Annotated in this window: 16 protein-coding genes; 7 read left to right on the top strand and 9 right to left on the bottom strand. The window is 59.5% G+C overall.

The features are described from left to right. Window positions 1-1,383 carry a nucleotide 5'-monophosphate nucleosidase PpnN gene (gene ppnN / locus Q675_RS35995; RefSeq protein WP_011787057.1) on the bottom strand — a complete coding sequence of 461 codons (1,383 nt, stop codon included), beginning with the start codon at window positions 1,381-1,383 and terminating at the stop codon, window positions 1-3. A gap of 121 nt (window positions 1,384-1,504) precedes the next feature. Here ppnN and thiI point away from each other — a divergent pair, with 121 nt between their 5' ends. Continuing rightward, window positions 1,505-2,959 (top strand): tRNA uracil 4-sulfurtransferase ThiI, encoded by a 1,455-nt coding sequence (gene thiI / locus Q675_RS35990; RefSeq protein WP_023012098.1) that lies wholly within the window; start codon window positions 1,505-1,507, stop codon window positions 2,957-2,959. Here the strand turns inward: thiI and Q675_RS35985 are convergent, their stop codons facing one another. Next, complete coding sequence (locus Q675_RS35985) at window positions 2,960-3,973, bottom strand: histone deacetylase family protein (protein WP_023012097.1); 1,014 nt, start codon at window positions 3,971-3,973, stop codon at window positions 2,960-2,962. A 205-nt stretch (window positions 3,974-4,178) separates the two neighbouring features. Between Q675_RS35985 and Q675_RS35980 the strand changes: the two genes are divergently transcribed. Further along, a complete protein-coding gene (locus Q675_RS35980) occupies window positions 4,179-5,627 on the top strand; it encodes an NAD-dependent succinate-semialdehyde dehydrogenase (RefSeq protein ID WP_011787054.1) in 1,449 nt (482 codons plus the stop codon). Window positions 5,628-5,694: 67 nt separating this feature from the next. Here the strand turns inward: Q675_RS35980 and Q675_RS35975 are convergent, their stop codons facing one another. The 4 genes from Q675_RS35975 to Q675_RS38485 all read right to left on the bottom strand — a co-directional run bounded on the left by Q675_RS35975 (window position 5,695) and on the right by Q675_RS38485 (window position 8,965). Continuing rightward, complete coding sequence (locus Q675_RS35975) at window positions 5,695-6,108, bottom strand: substrate-binding domain-containing protein (RefSeq protein ID WP_023012096.1); 414 nt, start codon at window positions 6,106-6,108, stop codon at window positions 5,695-5,697. A gap of 9 nt (window positions 6,109-6,117) precedes the next feature. After that, window positions 6,118-7,323, bottom strand: a complete 1,206-nt coding sequence (locus Q675_RS35970; RefSeq protein WP_023012095.1) for a hypothetical protein — start codon at window positions 7,321-7,323, stop codon at window positions 6,118-6,120. Between the two features lie 28 nt (window positions 7,324-7,351). Beyond that, window positions 7,352-8,488: a methyl-accepting chemotaxis protein gene (locus tag Q675_RS35965; RefSeq protein ID WP_011787051.1), complete on the bottom strand. Its 1,137-nt coding sequence runs from the start codon at window positions 8,486-8,488 to the stop codon at window positions 7,352-7,354. Between the two features lie 222 nt (window positions 8,489-8,710). After that, window positions 8,711-8,965 carry a hypothetical protein gene (locus Q675_RS38485; protein WP_023012094.1) on the bottom strand — a complete coding sequence of 85 codons (255 nt, stop codon included), beginning with the start codon at window positions 8,963-8,965 and terminating at the stop codon, window positions 8,711-8,713. A 252-nt stretch (window positions 8,966-9,217) separates the two neighbouring features. On the opposite strand from Q675_RS38485, the gene uvrD reads away from it, so the two are divergent. Continuing rightward, window positions 9,218-11,383 carry a DNA helicase II gene (gene uvrD / locus Q675_RS35960; protein WP_023012093.1) on the top strand — a complete coding sequence of 722 codons (2,166 nt, stop codon included), beginning with the start codon at window positions 9,218-9,220 and terminating at the stop codon, window positions 11,381-11,383. Between the two features lie 370 nt (window positions 11,384-11,753). Here the strand turns inward: uvrD and Q675_RS35955 are convergent, their stop codons facing one another. The 3 genes from Q675_RS35955 to arsH all read right to left on the bottom strand — a co-directional run bounded on the left by Q675_RS35955 (window position 11,754) and on the right by arsH (window position 14,472). Next, on the bottom strand, window positions 11,754-12,551 hold the full coding sequence (locus tag Q675_RS35955) for an undecaprenyl-diphosphate phosphatase (protein WP_023012092.1): 798 nt from the start codon (window positions 12,549-12,551) through the stop codon (window positions 11,754-11,756). A gap of 124 nt (window positions 12,552-12,675) precedes the next feature. After that, window positions 12,676-13,746 carry an ACR3 family arsenite efflux transporter gene (gene arsB / locus Q675_RS35950; protein WP_023012091.1) on the bottom strand — a complete coding sequence of 357 codons (1,071 nt, stop codon included), beginning with the start codon at window positions 13,744-13,746 and terminating at the stop codon, window positions 12,676-12,678. 9 nt (window positions 13,747-13,755) lie between these two features. After that, window positions 13,756-14,472, bottom strand: a complete 717-nt coding sequence (gene arsH / locus Q675_RS35945; protein ID WP_023012090.1) for an arsenical resistance protein ArsH — start codon at window positions 14,470-14,472, stop codon at window positions 13,756-13,758. A 90-nt stretch (window positions 14,473-14,562) separates the two neighbouring features. Here arsH and Q675_RS35940 point away from each other — a divergent pair, with 90 nt between their 5' ends. Genes Q675_RS35940 through Q675_RS35925 form a run of 4 tightly spaced genes read left to right on the top strand, consistent with a single transcriptional unit; the run spans window position 14,563 to window position 17,846 of the window. Then, complete coding sequence (locus Q675_RS35940) at window positions 14,563-14,919, top strand: metalloregulator ArsR/SmtB family transcription factor (protein ID WP_022993220.1); 357 nt, start codon at window positions 14,563-14,565, stop codon at window positions 14,917-14,919. 45 nt (window positions 14,920-14,964) lie between these two features. Then, window positions 14,965-15,969 carry an ArsJ-associated glyceraldehyde-3-phosphate dehydrogenase gene (locus Q675_RS35935; protein ID WP_023012089.1) on the top strand — a complete coding sequence of 335 codons (1,005 nt, stop codon included), beginning with the start codon at window positions 14,965-14,967 and terminating at the stop codon, window positions 15,967-15,969. Between the two features lies 1 nt (window position 15,970). Further along, on the top strand, window positions 15,971-17,182 hold the full coding sequence (arsJ, locus tag Q675_RS35930; RefSeq protein WP_023012088.1) for an organoarsenical effux MFS transporter ArsJ: 1,212 nt from the start codon (window positions 15,971-15,973) through the stop codon (window positions 17,180-17,182). Then, window positions 17,175-17,846: an SDR family oxidoreductase gene (locus tag Q675_RS35925; RefSeq protein ID WP_023012087.1), complete on the top strand. Its 672-nt coding sequence runs from the start codon at window positions 17,175-17,177 to the stop codon at window positions 17,844-17,846. Before arsJ ends, Q675_RS35925 begins: the two co-directional genes overlap by 8 nt.

Raw genomic sequence — 17,846 nt, 5'->3', positions numbered from 1 at the left:
TCAGGCCGCACCACTGACAATGCGATAGCTCGGACGGTAGGCTGAGGATCCGGGTAGCTTCATCCGGTTCTGCGCCACGAACTGCTCCAGCATGGCCTCCAGAGGCTTGATCAGCGTCGGGTCGCCGGCAATTTCAAACGGCCCTTTCTCCTGCACCTGCCGGATTCCGCTTTCCTTCACGTTACCCGCCACAATCCCGCTGAACGCTTTGCGCAGATTCGCCGCAATCAGGTGAACCGGTTGATCGCGATGCAGTTCCAGAGCCCGCATGTTGTCATGGTTCGGCTCGAACGGTAGCTGGAATACCGGATCTATCTTCAGCATCCAGTTGAAGTAGTAGGCATCCTGCATGGCGCGGCGGAAGGTCTCCACGTCTTTCATGCCCTGCTTCATGGTCTGGGCGACCCGTATCGGATCATCGATGATGATCTCGTATTTGCTGGCAGCCTCATCGCCCAGGGCGTTGCGGATAAACTTGTCGATCATTTCGAAGTATTCGGCATTTTCCTGGCGGCCGGTAAACACCACCGGGAAAGGCAGGTCAACGTTGTCCGGGTGCAGCAGAATGCCGAGCAGGTACAGAATCTCCTCTGCGGTGCCTACGCCGCCCGGGAATACAATCACACCATGGCCACAGCGAACAAAGGCCTCGAGACGCTTCTCGATATCCGGCATGATCACCAGCTCGTTTACAATCGGGTTTGGCGCCTCGGCACCGATAATGCCCGGCTCAGTAATGCCGATGTAACGGCCATTCTTCACCCGTTGCTTGGCGTGGCCGATGGTGGCGCCTTTCATCGGGCCTTTCATGGCGCCCGGGCCGCAACCGGTGCAGATACTCAGGCCGCGCAGCCCCAACTGGTGCCCGACATCCTTGCTGTACTGGTATTCGTCGTGGCTGATGGAATGGCCGCCCCAGCACACCACCAGGTCTGGCTGACGCCCCGCCTCCAGTACCCTGGCGTTGCGCAGAATGTGGAACACCAGATTCGTTAGGTCTTCGGGGTTGTCTTTGCGGAAGCCCGCCACGCTGTTGGGCAGGGAGTGGCTGTAAACGATATCGCGCAGCACAGAAAACAGGTGTTCCCGGATGGCGCGTAGCATTTCGCCGTCCACAAAGGCGTGGCCGGGCGCATTGATCAGTTCCAGTTTCAGCCCCCGGGGCTGGGGCACCAGCCGTACATCGAAATCGGCGTGGGCTTCCATCAATTCCTTACAGTCGTCGGTTTCGACGCCGGTATTGAGCACGGCCAGTGCACACTGACGGAACAGGCGATACAGACCACCCTCGCTCTTGTCCTTGAGCCGGTTTACCTCGTAGTTGGAAAGGATCTCGAGGCTGCCCTCGGGGGAGACCAGGGCATTCATGGTGGTTTCAGTCATCGTTGGTGAAGCTCCTGATGGTTTCGGCAATGACGGATTTTGAGCCAGTCTGGCGAAAGGGTACACTAAGGCCTTTCTGGCTTTTACGCCACCCGACGTTATTCCGATCAAAGTCTTTTTTATGAAATTGCTGATTCGTCCCGCCCCGGAAGTGGCTATCAAGAGTAAACCCGTTCGCCAGCAGCAGATGCGCCAGTTGCGGCAGAATATCCGTAAATTACTGGCCCGGCTGGATCCGGAGATCCGTGTGGATGGCAGCTGGGACCGGGTGGACGTGGATGTGCCCGATGGCCGCAGCCTTGCCGGCCCGGTGATTGATGAGTTGGTGCGCATTCCCGGCATCTCGACCATCCAGGAGATCGGGGTGTTTCCGTTTGTCGATCTTGACGATGTGGGCGAAAAGGCGGTGCAGGCCTATGCCGAACGCCTGAAAGGCAAGACGTTTGCCGTTCGCGCCCGCCGCCATGGCGATCATGATTTCCGTTCCATTGACCTGGAGCGTTCGGTGGGTGCGGCGTTGTTGCAGGGCTCCGGCGCCAAAGGCGTAGATCTGAAATCACCGGATTTGGAAGTTCGTATTGAGGTAAAGGACGACAGCTACCACATTGCCCATCGTCGCCACGAGGGTCTTGGCGGTTATCCGCTGGGGACGGTAGAAACGGTGATGACGCTGATTTCCGGCGGCTACGACTCGTCGGTGGCTGCCTACCTGATGATGCGCCGTGGTATTCGCAGTCATTATCTGTTCTTTAACCTGGGCGGTGCGGCCCATGAAGTGGGCGTGCGCCAGGTGGCTCACTACCTGTGGGAGCGTTATGGTTCGTCCCACAACGTCAAGTTTATTTCTGTGCCGTTTGAGGGTGTGGTCGCCGAGATCATGCGCTCGGTCAACCATCGCCACTGGGGCGTGGTGCTCAAACGGATGATGCTCAAGGCCGCTGCCGAGATCGCCCGGGATTACAACGCCTCTGGGCTGGTCATGGGCGATGCGGTGGCCCAGGTCTCCAGCCAGACCCTGACCAACCTGAATGTGGTGGACCGTGCCAGTGACGAGGTGGTGCTGCGCCCGCTGATCGCGATGGACAAGCAGGAAATCATTCGAATTGCCAAGGACATCGGTACCGAGCCGTTTGCCCGCAACATGCCGGAGTATTGCGGCGTGATTTCCAGCAAGCCGGTCACCCGTGCCAGGCTGCATCGCGTGGAGGAAGAAGAGGCGAACATGGACCCGGCCGCCCTGGCCGATGCCATCGCTAACCGTACCGACACCATGGTCAGCCAGCTCCTGGACAGCACCCAGACGCCGGAAGAGGTGGAGTTGATCCAGACGCCGTCGGTAGATGACGTGATTATCGACGTTCGCCACCCGTCTGAAGAAGAACGCTCGCCACTGACCCTGACCAACAACGACGTGCTCAAGATTCCTTTCTACGAGCTGAATCAGCAGGTGGCGGAACTGCCGGGCAACCGCCAGTACCTGCTGTACTGTGACCGGGGCACCATGAGCCGCATGCACGCCGGCCACCTGAAGGCAGAGGGGCATGGCAATATCAAGGTGTATGCCCCGGCGGTCTGATCAGCCCTCCAACCCCTTGAAAAACTGCTGGACGTTCTCGCTGAGAGCGTCCAGGTCATACCCGCCTTCCTGCACCACCAGCGTGGGTAAACCCAGCTGACGAAGGTGCGTGCTCAGCCGGCAGAAGCCTTCGGAAGTCACCGATACTTTCGCCTGCGGGTCGTTCTTGTAGATATCGAAACCCAGGGTCAGGATCAGCACATCCGGCTGGTACAGGCGAATGGCGGCCACGGCTTCATCCAGTTTGGCGAAGAAATCCTCCTCGCTGGAGCCGTGGGGCATGGGCAGGTTGATGTTGTAGCCATAGCCTTCGCCTTCCCCACGTTCGTCCTCGAAGCCGCTGACCACCGGATAGAAGTTGGTGGGGTCGCCGTGGATGGAGATGTACAGCACGTCGCTGCGGTCGTAGAAGATCTCCTGAATGCCCTGGCCATGATGCATGTCGGTGTCCAGGATCACCGTTCGCGGGAACCGGCTCTTCAGGTGCTCGGCCGCGATGGCGGCGTTGTTCAGGTAGCAGAATCCACCGGCGGCGTCCTTGCGGGCGTGATGGCCCGGTGGCCTGCACACGGCGTAGGCGTTGCGTTCTCCGGCGATCAGCGCGTCGGCGGCACCCAGAGCGGTCTGAGCCGACCAGTAGGCCGCTTTCCAGGTATTCTCGCCAATGGGGCAGCTGCCGTCTGCCAGGTAACAGGCGGCTTCTGCCAGGATGCCCCGCATGGCGTTGGGGGAACGTACGAAAATGTTCGACATCACCTCGTCGCCCCAGTCTTCCATTTCCATCCAGCGCCGGTGTGCGGATTCCAGGAATCGCAGGTAACCCAGGTCGTGCACCTTGGAGATCGGGCCGGCGCCCTGGTCGGCCGGCTGCAGTACCGGGATGCCCATGGCTTTCAGGCCTTCGAGCATCTGGCCGGTGCGATCAGGCACCTCCTGAGGCTGGCGCATCTGGCCTCGGGTGAAATACGTCTTCGGGATGTGCAGGTCCTGCGTCGGATGAAAAAATGCTTTCATGAATCCGTCTCCTTGGGGTGTCAGGGAGAGCCTGTAAAAACTCTCCTTCGAGTATAGGCAGTCACCCGCCCGGGTCAAAAATGACGGCCAGGAAATCTCCCCCTGACTTTACAGGCCGCTACTCAGGATCCACTATGAAAGGCACGCGTTGCTTATGAACTCCGCCCCGGTCCGGGGCGTCACCAGTCATGCAAGAGGAGCCGAGATGATCGAGTCACCACTACTGGAAAACCTCACAGGCTACATTGGCGGGCGCTGGAAAGACTCTGCCGGCGGTGCCACGTTCGACGTTTACAACCCGGCCACCGGCTCGGTGATTGCCAAAGTGCCGTCGATGCCGGAGGAAGATGTTGTGGCAGCGGTGGAGGCTGGACAATCAGCGCTCCGGCTCACCAATCCCTGGCCGATTGAAACCCGCCGCAAGTGGCTGGAGGATATTCGTGACGGCCTGAAAGAAAACCGCGAAGAGATTGGCCGCATCCTGTGTATGGAGCATGGCAAGCCCTGGAAGGAAGCCCAGGGCGAGGTGGATTACGCCGCCGGTTTCTTCGATTACTGTGCCAAGCACATCAGCGCTCTTGATTCCCACACGATTCCGGAAAAGCCCAAGGATTGCACCTGGACGGTTCACTATCGGCCTGTGGGCGTAACCGGGCTGATTGTGCCCTGGAACTTTCCCATTGGCATGATCGCCAAGAAGTTGTCGGCGGCCCTGGCGGCGGGTTGCCCCTCGGTCATCAAGCCGGCCAGCGAGACGCCGCTGACCATGATCGCCTTTTTCAGCGTGATGGATAAACTCGACCTGCCGGATGGCATGGTCAACCTGGTGATGGGTAAGGCCAGCGTGATCGGCAAGGTACTGTGTGAACATAAAGATGTACCCATGCTCAGTTTCACGGGCTCTACCGAAGTGGGCCGCAAACTGATCGTGGACACCGCCGAGCAGGTTAAGAAGCTGGCACTGGAGCTGGGTGGTAATGCCCCGTTCATCGTCTTTGACGATGCCGACCTGGAGGCCGCCGCCGATAACCTGATTGCCAACAAATTCCGCGGTGGCGGCCAGACCTGTGTCTGCGCCAACCGGATTTTTGTGCACGAGAAGGTGGCTGATGCTTTTGGCCAGAAGCTGGCCGAACGTGTGAACAAGATGACCGTCGGCGACGGCATGAACGATGGCATCGACATCGGCCCGCTGATCAACAAGCAGGGTTTCGACAAGGTGAAGCGGCACCTGCAGGACGCCCTCGACAAGGGCGCCAGCCTGGTGGCTGGCAAACAACCAGCGGAACTGGGCGATGGCCTGTTCTTCCCACCCACGGTGGTGCAGGGCGTGGACCGGGAGATGTGCTGTTACCAAGAGGAGACCTTCGGTCCGTTGGTGCCCATGGCGCTGTTCCGTACCGAGGAAGAAGTCATTGATGCCGGTAACGACACGGAGTTTGGCCTGGCCTCGTACGTGTTCACCGCCGATGCCGAACGTGCCCAGCGGGTGGCTGCCGGCCTGCGGTTTGGTCACGTGGGCTGGAACACCGGCACCGGGCCGACACCGGAGGCGCCGTTTGGCGGTATGAAAGCCTCGGGTATTGGCCGGGAAGGTGGTCTGGAAGGGCTGTTTGAATTCGTGGAAGCCCAAACCGTGCCGAGAGGTTTCTAGGCAGCCGGTCTTCAAACAGCAAAAAGGCGAGCTTCGGCTCGCCTTTTTGCGTTCTGCACGGCTGTGATCAGGGCGTCAGGATAACCTTGACACTGTCGTCCACATCCGCGGAATCGATGTAGCCGATGGCGCCTGGTGTGGAGGCGACCTGGGCCTTCATGCCCGAAGCACTGCCGGCTTCCACCGGAGGTTGACCACGACCGGTGAACACCTGCTGGGACCAGAAGGCCTTCAGTTGGGCGTCGTTACGGCCGGTCACCTTGTCGTGGAACTCGGCACGGGTGGCGTTGCCTTCCGGGAGTTCAAACGGCTTCGCGCTCTGGCCATTTGGCAGGGCTTTGCTGCGGTTCAGATACAGATCCCGTACTTCGTTGGCGCTGATGCTGTCCGGGCCGGACGGGTTGCCGATCACCACGACTTCGGCCAGGGCCAGGGGGCTTGCCAGCAAGCTGGCCGCAAACAACAGGCTAAGCTTTTTCATGGGGCCTCCTTAGAATGCCGAGTCGATTTTAACGGTGTAAACGTTGGTGCTGTTGGTGCCGGAAGCCAGAATATAGCTTGGGTTCAGGTTGCCAGTGCCCTTATCGAAACCACGGGAATGCGTGTAATCGGCTTTGATGGCCACGCCCGGAGTAATGTCCCAGCGCGTGCCGATGCTGAAGTCTTCACGCTGATAGTTCAGGATGGATTCGGGGGCTATCGGAGTACCGCCGGAAGTTGTAACAAAACCCAGTCGCTCATCATCATCTTTACTCTCAACCCAGCCGACAGCGACGTAGGGCGTCCAGCTGCCAAACCGATGGCCGACAGACAGGTATGCGGAATCGGTATCGGTAAACTTGCCGTCCAATTCAACACGGGTGACTTCACCAATGATCTGCCAGCTGCCGTCATCATAGCTGGCGCCGAGACCATAAAAGTTGCCTCGGTCTCCATCAGCAATCACAGTGTTGATGTCCGCGCCAGCTGGGGCTTGCGCTGCCAGGCGAGTCGCATCAATATCCGCCTCGGCGGTCGCCGCCACACCACGCAGGGTCCACACGTAGTCGGTCCAGGTCAGGTTCATGCCTGCGATGTTGCGCAGCTGTACGTCGCCGGAGTTGCCATCTTCATCGGTAAAGCCGGTGAAGCCGGTTGCGGTCAGCGAGGAGTTGTCGAAGTTCAGGTTGTAGCTGGCATCCGCACCAACATAGCTGGTCACGGCAATCGGGCCATACACGCTCTGGGGCGGGCGTGCCCACGGCTGGGCGTAGCCGACTTCCAGGGAGTCGGAGTACATGAAGAACGGAATCCGCATCTTGCCGGCCCGAATCTGCAGGTTGTTGGTGGGGCGGTGGCTCAGATAGGCCCACTCCACCTGGGGTTCCCAGTCATCTTCGCCCCGGCCGACCAGTTGCATCACAATCTGGCTCTTCTGTGTGACGTCAAAGGTGCCCTGCAGGGCGAACAGGCTCAGATCCGCCACTTCGGATTCGTCGGTGATTCCGGCGTAACCGGCATCGTTGCTGGCCCGGGCGAAACCGGTGCTGAAAAAGCCGTTGAAGCGAATGCCGGTGTCTTTCGCGGAGTTCAGCTGTTGTTGCATGGCATTCAGCTGCTGCTGCATGCGCTCGAGGGTGTCCTCGGTACTCTGTGCCAGAGCCGGGGTCGCGGCAATGGCGAGCGCCAGGGGCGCTGCAGTAAACAGTTTTTTCATCAGGAGTTTCCTTTTTCTGGGGTTTTACTTAAACGCGGAACTGCCCGGCCACGCTCTGCAAGCCATTACTGACGTCCTGGATCTTGCGGCTGACCGTATCCAGCTCATCGGTGCTTTCCATCACGGCCTCGGCGTTGCGATGCATGTCGCCCATATGGCCAGTGACTTCGCTGAAGGTGGTGCTTTGTTCATAGGTGGCTGCGGCAATCTGCTCGTTCAGCTCGCTGATTTGCTGAACGTTCTCAAGAATCTTGCGCAGGACCTCGCCAGACTCGGTGGTCGCATCCACGCCCTGCCTGGCCATGTCTACGCTGCCTTGCATGGAATGCACGGCGGCGCCGGAGGCTTTGGAGAGTTCTGAAATCACCTGCTGGATTTCTTCGGTGGCCTTGTGGGTGCGCACCGCCAGGCCGCGTACTTCATCTGCGACCACGGCAAAGCCACGGCCGTGTTCACCGGCGCGGGCGGCCTCAATGGCGGCATTCAGGGCCAGCAGGTTGGTCTGCTCGGCCACGGTCTGAATGGTTTCCAGCAGACCGCCCACCTTCACGGAGAACTCGTCGAACTGGTTGACCAGGCTGGCAGTGTTCTCGATTTCTGCCATCAGTCGCTGGATGGTCTGTATGTTGCCCTCGACCTTCTGTTGCCCGGTGGTCGCAAACTTGGATGCGTCCTGGGTCTGGTCGGAGGCGCTGGAGGCAAAGCCCGCCACTTCCTCAACGCTTTTTACCAGCTCTTCCACGGAATTGCGGGTGGAGGAGATGGCCTGGGCCTGCTGGCTGATGCGTTCAAGATTGGTGCGGCTGGTGCTGCCCAGATGCGTGGCGACGCCGTTAAGCTCACCGATGTCCTGCTGGATGGTGGCAAAGGATTTATGCAGTTTTTCAACAAAGCGGTTGAACTGGTCCACCAGATCCCGGAGTTCATCCTTGCCGGTGTACTCGATGCGGGAGGTCAAATCGCCTTCGCCAGAAGCCATGTTCCGCAGGGAACTGATGATTTGCTGCAGGCTGCCGGAGACCGATCGACCGATAATCAGGCTCAGTGCAATCAGGACAACCAGGGCGACCACCACAATTGTCACGGAGACGGTGGCGGCTTCGCTGCTGGCCGCCGTGGTGTCGTCGATGGCCTGGGTCAGGCGGCTCTCCATGGCATTACGCATCTGGTCGAGATCCGAGCGCAGGCCCGCCAGGCGCTCGGCGTTGGCGGATGCTTCCTGGCCTATGCGACTGAAATCGGCGGTGCCCTCGATAATCGCGGTGGCGATGCGAGTGGCGGTGCTGTAGTAGCCGTTCAGTTCGGATTTCAGCGCTTTTACGTCGCTCTGCTGGCTCGGGTTAAGCTGGGCAATGCGGTCAAGATTCTCGATGATCTCGGCGAGTTGCTATCGGGTAGCCGCGATCTGCTGATCGTCGCCTGTGGTCACGGCGCTGTTGATCTGGTTTTCGATGAGTTGCAGCAGACCCCGGTTGATGGTGGAGAGTTCCAGGGACGGATAGAGCTGGTTGCGCACCTCACCCAGTCGTTCCGAGTTGTTTCGTTCCGTGATGATGGAAAAGGCCTGGCTCACTACGAAAGCCACCACGGCTACAATCACCAGCAGCGCGAGTTTGTGTGAGATTTTGAGAGATGAAAGCATGTATGAAATCCCTGTATGCGTGGCCCACAACTCTGAACGGCGCGAGTGTAGGTTGTTTTTTGAACGCATGACACAGAATTAATGTGTCAGTGTGTTAAGTGCTGTATCGGCCACACTGGCTGTCTCTTTAAGCCTAGAGCCTTGAATTGGCCTGTATATACTCTTGAGGGGGTAGTTTGTGCCAGGGGAGGCAGCCGGGCTCTTGGCTGGTATACTGGGCTGTAAATTTAACCAGTAATGAAGCCTTGCTCCATGGATGTCTCTCATATTATTGATTCCCTGAACGACGCCCAGCGCGAAGCGGTGACGGCGCAGAACGACCATTTGCTGGTGCTGGCCGGTGCCGGCAGTGGCAAAACCCGCGTGCTGGTGCACCGGATGGCATGGTTGATGTCGGTTGACCGGGTGCCGCCCACGTCCATTCTGGCGGTGACTTTCACCAACAAGGCCGCCAAGGAAATGCGTTATCGCGTGGAGCAGATGATGCAGATTCCCACCCGTGGTCTGTGGATCGGCACCTTTCACGGAATTGCCCATCGTTTGCTTCGTTCCCACTGGAAAGACGCCGGCTTGCCGGAAAACTTCCAGGTGTTGGACAGCGACGACCAGTTGCGGCTGATCAAGCGAGTGATGCGGGAAAACCGCATCGATGAAAGCCAGTGGCCGCCGAAACAGGCCCAGTGGTTCATCAACAGCCAGAAAGACGAGGGCTTGCGGGCGGATCATATTCAGGAGAATCCGGGCGATCACTTCACCAACACCATGCTGAAGATCTACCGCCAGTACGAGAAGCTCTGCCAACAGGGCGGCCTGGTGGATTTCGGTGAACTGCTGCTGCGTTCCCACGAACTCTGGCTGCATCGTCCGGAATTGCTGAGTCACTACCAGCAGCGCTTCCAGCACATGCTGGTGGACGAGTTCCAGGACACCAATACCATTCAATACGCCTGGCTTCAGGTGCTGGCCAGCAACCGGGTGCCGCTGACGGTGGTGGGCGATGACGACCAGTCCATCTACGGCTGGCGGGGCGCGAAGATCGAGAATATCCAGCAGTACCAGCGGGATTTCCCCAATTCCCGGCTGGTGCGGCTGGAGCAGAACTACCGCTCCACCAAGACCATTCTGAAAGCCGCCAACTCGGTGATTGCCAACAACCAGGGGCGTTTGGGCAAGGAACTCTGGACTGACGGGGTGGAAGGTGAGCCGATCAGCCTGTACGCCGCGTTCAACGAGCAGGATGAAGCCAATTATATTGCCGATTCCATCTCGGCCTGGGTCAGCGAGGGCAATCTGCGCAGCGAGTGCGCCATTCTCTATCGTTCCAATGCCCAGTCCCGGGTGCTCGAAGAAGCCCTGATGCGCCAGGGTATTCCTTATCGAGTTTACGGCGGGTTGCGGTTCTACGACCGTCAGGAAATCCGAAACGCGCTGGCTTACCTGCGCCTGGTGCATTACCACCGGGACGATGCCGCCTTTGAGCGGGTGGTGAATATTCCCACCCGCGGCATTGGTGCCAAGAGCCTGCAGGAAATTCGTGAATACGCCACCGGCCAGGGTATTTCCCTGTGGGAATCGTCCGAGCGGTTACTGGCCGCAGGCCAGGTGAAGGGTCGGGCGAAAACAGGCCTGCAGCAGTTTATGGAGATCATCAACACGCTGTCTGAAATGGCGGGTCACGCTTCCCTGCAGGGGCTGATGAAGCAGGCGATTGAGTCCAGTGGCCTGAAGGATTATCACGCCAGTGAGAAGGGCGAGAAGGGCCATGCCCGGGTGGAGAACCTGGAGGAACTGGTCAGCGCGCTGGCGGATTATGATGTAGAAGAAGGCGTAGATCCGCTGGCGGAGTTTATTGCCCAGGCGGCGCTGGATGCCGGCGAATCACAGGCCGATGCTCATGAGGACAGTGTGCAGTTGATGACGCTGCATTCGGCCAAGGGGTTGGAGTTTCCGATGGTGTTCCTGGCAGGTGTTGAGGAAGGTTTGTTCCCGCACAGTATGTCGCTGGAGGAGCCCGGGCGCATGGAGGAAGAGCGCCGCCTGGCCTATGTGGGCATTACCCGGGCTATGAAGAAGCTGGTACTTACTTACGCGGAATCCCGTCGCTTGTATGGTCAGGAGAAGTTTCACGCACTGTCCCGGTTTGTGCGGGAGATCCCGGGGGACTGTCTGCAGGAGGTGCGGTTGCGTAATACGGTGACGCGGCCGGCGATGGTGGAGCGACCGAATGAGAGTCTGTTTGCCCAGGATTCGGCCCAGCAGTCCGGTTTCAGTCTGGGCCAGCGGGTGCGCCATCCCAAGTTTGGCGAGGGTATCGTGATGAACTCAGAGGGCACCGGGCATCACACCCGCGTGCAGGTGAACTTCGATGAGGGCGCCAAGTGGCTGGTGCTGGCTTATGCGCCTTTGGAGGCCTGTTAAACGGTTGAGTTAGCGTCATGCAGCCTTCGAGTAAGGGGGCTGCATGACGGTGGGAACGTCTTTCCAAAAAGCGCTCGAGCCGTCCACGGGCGCTTGTGTTCCGCCATCCCTGGCTCCACAAATTTTTGGAAAGACGTTCCCACCGCCATGCTCTGACGTTTCGGCAATCCGCAATAGTCCATGATCCCTGATTTCTTGGAAGGCTAGCTCAGAAGTTCGGGGCAGGTATCGGGGTGTGCCTCCCAAAAATGTGTGGAGCCAGGGATGGCGGAACAGAAGCGCCACAGGGATGTGCCGCCAGGAGCGGTTTTTGGGAGGCACACCCCGATACCTGCCTGACTCCAAGGTCAGCAATTCAAACTGCAGACGGTCACATCAAGACGGCGTAGATTACACCCGCCAAAATGATCCGGTAGATCACATACGGCCACATGCCCACCTTGTTCAGCCACTTCAGGAAGAAGTGGATGGCGGTAATGGCCATCAGGAACGAAGTGACGCCGCCAATCAGGAAACCATTCCAGTCCACGATTACGTCGGATGTGGCCACTTCCAGCAGCTTTACCGCCGACGCCAGCACGATAATAGGAATCGCCAGCAGGAATGAGAACCGGGAGGCGGTTTCCCGGGTCATGCCCAGGAACAGGCCGGCGGTGATGGTGACGCCCGAGCGGGAGGTGCCGGGGACCAGGGCCATGGCCTGGGCGACGCCAACGATAACAGCGTCTTTCCAGTTCAGGGAATCCATGGTGCGTTGGCGTTTGGGCAGCCAGTCGGCGATGCCAAGAAGGATGCCGAACACCAGGGTGGTGAAGAAGATCACCGAGGCGCCCCGCAGTTCGTTGTCGATCATGTCGAGCAGGGCCAGGCCCGCGAGGCCCGCCGGGATGGTGCCGATCACCAGGTACCAGGCCAGGGCGCCCTGGCCGACGATTTTGCGCTGGCCCATGGAAATCAGGCCGTCCCGGGCGATGCCGAAGACATCCCGGCGGAAGTAGAGCACCACGGCCAATAGCGTGCCCACGTGCACCGACAAGTCGAAGCCGACGCCCTGGTCTTCCCAGCCAAAGAAGGCCGGTGTCAGGATCAGGTGGGCGGAGCTGGATATGGGCAGGAATTCGGTCAGTCCCTGGAGGAGGCCAAGGAAAAGGGCCTGGAAAATATCCATTCTTTTAATTCCGGTCGGTGGTGCTGATTAACGGGTTCGACGCTCAAAAAACGAGCGCGATATTAGCAGGGTGGTTGTCGGCTGAACAGGCGCGGATAGCGACGCGCCTGTTCGGCTTTATCGTTCAGGCCGGGAACTTGTCCCGGGTGTTATTGGCGATGCGCACCAGGGCGAGCATCAAGGGCACTTCCACTAGTACGCCCACCACCGTGGCCAGGGCCGCGCCGGATTTCAGGCCGAACAGGCCGATGGCCGCCGCCACCGCCAGCTCAAAAAAGTTGCTGGCACCGATCATGGCCCCTGGGGCGGCGATGCAGTGGCGCACCTTCCAGAGCCTGGCCCAGCCGTAGGCGAGCAGGAAGATAAACACCGTCTGGATAACCAGTGGCACCGCAATCAGCAGTATGTGCAACGGATTTTGCAGAATGACTTCACCCTGGAAGGCGAACAGCAAGACCAGGGTGACGATCAGCGCGGCAGGCGTCACGGGGCTGAGGCGTTTCATAAATACGTTGTCGTACCACTGTTCGCCGTGGCGTGCGATCAGGGTCCGGCGGGTCAGGTAGCCGGCGGTGAGGGGAATCACGATGTATAAGACCACCGACAGAATCACCGTATCCCAGGGCACCTGGATGTCGGAAATCCCCAGGAGGAAGACCACAATGGGCGCAAAGGCGAACAGCATGATGATGTCGTTCAGGGATACCTGCACCAGGGTGTAGGCGGCATCGCCTTTGGTCAGGTAACTCCAGACAAATACCATGGCGGTGCAGGGCGCGGCACCCAGTAGAATGGCGCCGGCCAGGTATTCGCTGGCCTGTTGTGGGGCGATCCAGGGTTTAAACACCACCATCAGGAAAAACCAGGCAATGGCGAACATGGTGAAGGGTTTGATCAGCCAGTTCACGATAGTGGTGATGGCGAGGCCCGTCGGCTCTTTTCGCACCCCGACCACGGCGCTGAAATCGATCTGCGCCATCATCGGGAAAATCATCGCCCAGATCAGGATGGCGATAGGGATGGACACCTGGGCGTATTCAAAGCGGGACAGGGTCTCGGGAATCGAGGGGGCAAGCTGCCCGAGGGCTACACCGGCCACAATGGCCAGTGCCACCCACACGGACAGGTAACGCCCGAACAGGTCCAGGCCGCCGTCAGTGGTTTCAACCGTGTTCACATCGCTTTTGCTGCTCATGGCATATCCTTAAATGGAACGTTGGTTCACACGCTTCGACAGTTCTTCGGCGCTTTCCTTGCGTTCGGAGTAGCGGTCGGTGAGGTAATCACTGCGGTCCCGTACCAGCAGGGTGAACTTTACCAGCTCTTCCATGACATCCACGATGCGATCATAGTAAGGCGAGGGCTTCATGCGATCATTGCCATCAAATTCCATGAAGGCTTTGGGCACCGAGGACTGGTTCGGAATGGTGACCATGCGCATCCACCGGCCCAGCACCCGCAGCTGATTAACGGCGTTGAATGACTGGGAGCCACCACATACCTGCATCACTGCCAGGGTTTTGCCCTGTGTCGGCCGAACCGCACCCAGGGACAGCGGTATCCAGTCGATCTGGGTTTTCATGATGCCGGTCATGGCGCCGTGGCGTTCCGGGGAGCACCACACCATGCCTTCACTCCACTGCACCAGTTCCCGCAGTTCCTGAACCTTGGGATGGCTGGCGTCTTCGGCATCGGCCAGGGGCAGGCCGCGGGGGTTAAAAATACGGGTTTCCGCGCCCATGGCTTCCAGCAGGCGGGCGGATTCTTCCACCGCCAGGCGGCTGAACGAGTGTTCGCGCAGGGAGCCGTATAGCAATAGAATCCGGGCTGGATGCTCGGAGGCCGGGGCCTCGAATACCTTCGATGCCGTGGGAGCATTGAACAGCTCAGCTTTGATGTTGGGAAGATCCGCGGTTGGCATGTTGATCGTCGATCCTTTACGTCATCACTGTGTCACACTAATATGCGAAAAACTGCATATTCGAATAAGCGTATATATTGGTCGGTAAATATGAAAGGTCAAGCCCATTACAATCCGATGACCCTGTTCAAGGCCCTGGGAGATGAACTCCGGCTTGCGGCCACGCTGTTGATCCACCGTCAGGGTGAGTTGTGCGTGTGCGAATTGATGGCGGCGTTTGAGGCGCCTCAGCCAAAAGTCAGCCGCCACCTGGCATCTCTGCGTGAAGCTGGCTTGCTGGAAACAGAGCGCCGGGGCCAATGGGTCTATTATTACCTTAGTCCGCACCTGCCAGACTGGATGGTGCGGGTGCTGGAGGAAACTGCCGTTAACAACCCGGCACTGATTAAGCAGCCGCTGGCCAGATTGCAGGCCATGGCGGATCGCCCGGCGGTGCAGTGCCCCTGATCCTTTATCGCACATGCGGATCGCGAAGGTCGCAAGGAGAACATCATGAGCAAGATCAAAGTAGGCATTAACGGGTTTGGTCGCATTGGCCGGCTGGCGCTGCGGGCGGCCTGGGGCTGGCCAGAGTTCGAATTCGTCGCCATCAACGATCCCGGCGCGGACACCCACACGCTGGCGCACCTGTTGAACTTTGACAGCGTACACGGCACCTGGAGTCGTGAAGCGATGGCCGATGGTGACGATATGCTGATTGACGGCCAGCGCATCCGGGTAACCCACAACAAAGCCATTGCCGAGACCGACTGGTCCGGCTGCGACCTGGTGATCGAAGCCAGCGGTGTGAACAGGAAGGTGGCTGTGCTGCAGGGTTACCTGGACCAGGGTGTCAAACGGGTGGTGGTCACCGCCCCGGTGAAAGAGCCGGGTGCGAAGAACATTGTCATGGGCGTGAACGAGGGCATTTTCGACCCGGCCAATGACCGCATCATTACCGCGGCTTCCTGCACCACCAACTGCCTCGCGCCGGTGGTGAAGGTGATCCACGAGAAGCTCGGTATCAAACACGGCTCCCTGACCACCATCCACAGCCTGACCAACACCCAGACCATCATCGACGCGCCCCACAAGGACCTGCGCCGGGCCCGGGCCTGTGGCAGCTCGCTGATTCCCACCAGCACCGGTTCCGCCACCGCGATCATCGAGATCTTCCCGGAGCTGAAAGGCAGGCTGGATGGCCATGCGGTGCGGATTCCGCTGATCAACGCGTCGCTGACCGACTGCGTGTTTGAAGTGGAGACACCGACGGACCGGGATACGGTCAACCAGCTGTTGAAAGAGGCCGCCGAGGGCGAGCTGAAAGACATTCTGGGCTACGAAGAACGCCCGCTGGTGTCCATTGACTACAAGACCGACCCCCGTTCGTCCATCGTCGATGCCCTGTCCACCCTGGTGGTCAATGGCACCCATGTGAAAATCTATGCCTGGTACGACAACGAATGGGGCTACGCCAACCGCACCGTGGAACTGGCCCGCAAGGTAGGGCTGGCCTGATATGAGCGCGTCCATCCGCCAGTACCTGGTGATCACCGGTAACTACTGGGCCTTCACCCTGACCGATGGCGCCCTGCGGATGCTGGTGGTGCTGCACTTCCACCAGCTGGGCTACTCGCCGCTGGAAATCGCCCTGTTGTTCATCTTCTACGAGTTTTTCGGGGTGGTGACCAACCTGGTGGGCGGCTATCTGGGGGCCCGTATGGGCCTGAACCGCACCATGAACATCGGGTTGTTCCTGCAGATTGTTGCATTGGCCATGCTGGCGGTGCCGGCCGCCATGCTCACGGTGCCCTGGGTGATGGCGGCACAGGCGTTGTCGGGTATTGCCAAAGACCTCAACAAGATGTCGGCCAAGAGCGGTATCAAGCTGCTGGTACCGGATGAGCAACAGGGCACCCTGTACAAGTGGGTGGCGATTCTCACCGGCTCCAAGAACACCCTGAAAGGGGTGGGATTCTTTCTGGGCGGCGTGTTGCTGATGGCCGCCGGGTTTACCGGTGCGGTAATCCTCATGGCGGTAGCGCTGGGGCTGGTGTGGCTGGCCAGTCTGTTCCTGCTGGGTCAGGACCTGGGCAAGAGCAAGGCCAAACCCAAGTTCAGCGAGATCCTGTCCAAGAGCCGGGCCATCAACGTGTTGTCGGCGGCCCGGATGTTTCTGTTCGGCGCCCGGGACGTGTGGTTTGTAGTGGCGTTGCCGGTGTACATGGCCACGGTGTTCGGCTGGGACCACTGGAAAGTTGGCGGCTTTATGGCCAGCTGGATTATCGGTTACGGTTTTATCCAGACCCTTGCGCCCAGAATCACCGGCCACGCCAACGGTAAGTCCGGTGCCGTGATCTGGGCGGCAGTGCTGGCGTTGGTTCCTGCCGCCATTGCCGGGGCTCTGTTGGCCGGTTGGTCGGCACAGGTGGTGGTGATTGGCGGTTTGCTGCTGTTCGGGGTGCTGTTTGCCATCAACTCCTCGCTGCACAGCTACCTGATTGTCAGCTACGCCCGGGGTGACGGCGTATCGCTGGATGTGGGGTTCTATTATATGTCTAACGCCGCCGGCCGGCTGCTGGGCACCATTCTCTCTGGCTGGGTGTACCAGGCCTACGGGCTGGAAGCCTGTTTGTGGATTTCCGCTGCCCTGGTAGCCACAGCGGCAGCGTTGTCAGTATGGTTGCCGGAACGAGCGGAGAAACCAATAGGAGAGAAAGGCTATGTCTGATTCCAATGTAGTGCTCATCACCGGTGCCAATCGTGGCATCGGCCTGGAGCTGGCCCGGCACTACGCCGCTGAAGGCTGCGAAGTCATTGGCGTATGCCGGCAGTCTTCCGACGAGCTGGCCGGTGTGGCAGCTCAGGTGGTCGACGGTGTGGATGTCACCACCGATGCCGGCATCGATAAGCTGAAATCCAGTCTGGCGGGCAAGCGTATCAGCTTGCTGATTAACAACGCGGGGCTGCTTCAGGACGAGCAGCTGGGCGGTATCGACTTCGACTCCATTCGCACCCAGATGGAAATCAACGCCTACGCGCCACTGCGCGTGGCCGAAGCCCTGGCGCCTCTGATGGGGCAGGGCAGCAAGATTGCCAATATAACCAGCCGGATGGGCTCTATCGCCGACAACGACTCCGGCGGCCGTTATGGCTATCGGGCCTCGAAGGCTGCGCTGAACGCTTTCGGAAAATCCCTGGCGGTGGATCTCAAACCCAGGGGCATTGCCGTGGCGCAGCTGCACCCCGGTTATGTGAAAACGCGAATGGTGAACTTTGGCGGGCTGATCACGCCGGAGGAGTCTGCCAGGGGGCTGGCCGAGCGCATTGCCAATCTGACTCTGGAGAACACCGGGTCGTTCTGGCACAGCAATGGTGAGGAACTGCCCTGGTGA

It is taken from the genome of Marinobacter sp. EN3 (assembly GCF_000475315.1).
GTDB lineage: Bacteria > Pseudomonadota > Gammaproteobacteria > Pseudomonadales > Oleiphilaceae > Marinobacter > Marinobacter nauticus.
The sequence above is the reverse complement of the archived record's forward strand: the minus strand, read 5'-3'. Positions and strand labels throughout refer to the sequence as shown.

Bases quoted from the DNA above. Each gene is read 5' to 3' on its own strand.
- ppnN (WP_011787057.1), bottom strand. From the start codon at position 1,383: ATGACTGAAACCACCATGAATGCCCTGGTCTCCCCCGAGGGCAGCCTC.
- thiI (WP_023012098.1), top strand. From the start codon at position 1,505: ATGAAATTGCTGATTCGTCCCGCCCCGGAAGTGGCTATCAAGAGTAAA.
- Q675_RS35985 (WP_023012097.1), bottom strand. From the start codon at position 3,973: ATGAAAGCATTTTTTCATCCGACGCAGGACCTGCACATCCCGAAGACG.
- Q675_RS35980 (WP_011787054.1), top strand. From the start codon at position 4,179: ATGATCGAGTCACCACTACTGGAAAACCTCACAGGCTACATTGGCGGG.
- Q675_RS35975 (WP_023012096.1), bottom strand. From the start codon at position 6,108: ATGAAAAAGCTTAGCCTGTTGTTTGCGGCCAGCTTGCTGGCAAGCCCC.
- Q675_RS35970 (WP_023012095.1), bottom strand. From the start codon at position 7,323: ATGAAAAAACTGTTTACTGCAGCGCCCCTGGCGCTCGCCATTGCCGCG.
- Q675_RS35965 (WP_011787051.1), bottom strand. From the start codon at position 8,488: ATGCGTAATGCCATGGAGAGCCGCCTGACCCAGGCCATCGACGACACC.
- Q675_RS38485 (WP_023012094.1), bottom strand. From the start codon at position 8,965: ATGCTTTCATCTCTCAAAATCTCACACAAACTCGCGCTGCTGGTGATT.
- uvrD (WP_023012093.1), top strand. From the start codon at position 9,218: ATGGATGTCTCTCATATTATTGATTCCCTGAACGACGCCCAGCGCGAA.
- Q675_RS35955 (WP_023012092.1), bottom strand. From the start codon at position 12,551: ATGGATATTTTCCAGGCCCTTTTCCTTGGCCTCCTCCAGGGACTGACC.
- arsB (WP_023012091.1), bottom strand. From the start codon at position 13,746: ATGAGCAGCAAAAGCGATGTGAACACGGTTGAAACCACTGACGGCGGC.
- arsH (WP_023012090.1), bottom strand. From the start codon at position 14,472: ATGCCAACCGCGGATCTTCCCAACATCAAAGCTGAGCTGTTCAATGCT.
- Q675_RS35940 (WP_022993220.1), top strand. From the start codon at position 14,563: ATGAAAGGTCAAGCCCATTACAATCCGATGACCCTGTTCAAGGCCCTG.
- Q675_RS35935 (WP_023012089.1), top strand. From the start codon at position 14,965: ATGAGCAAGATCAAAGTAGGCATTAACGGGTTTGGTCGCATTGGCCGG.
- arsJ (WP_023012088.1), top strand. From the start codon at position 15,971: ATGAGCGCGTCCATCCGCCAGTACCTGGTGATCACCGGTAACTACTGG.
- Q675_RS35925 (WP_023012087.1), top strand. From the start codon at position 17,175: ATGTCTGATTCCAATGTAGTGCTCATCACCGGTGCCAATCGTGGCATC.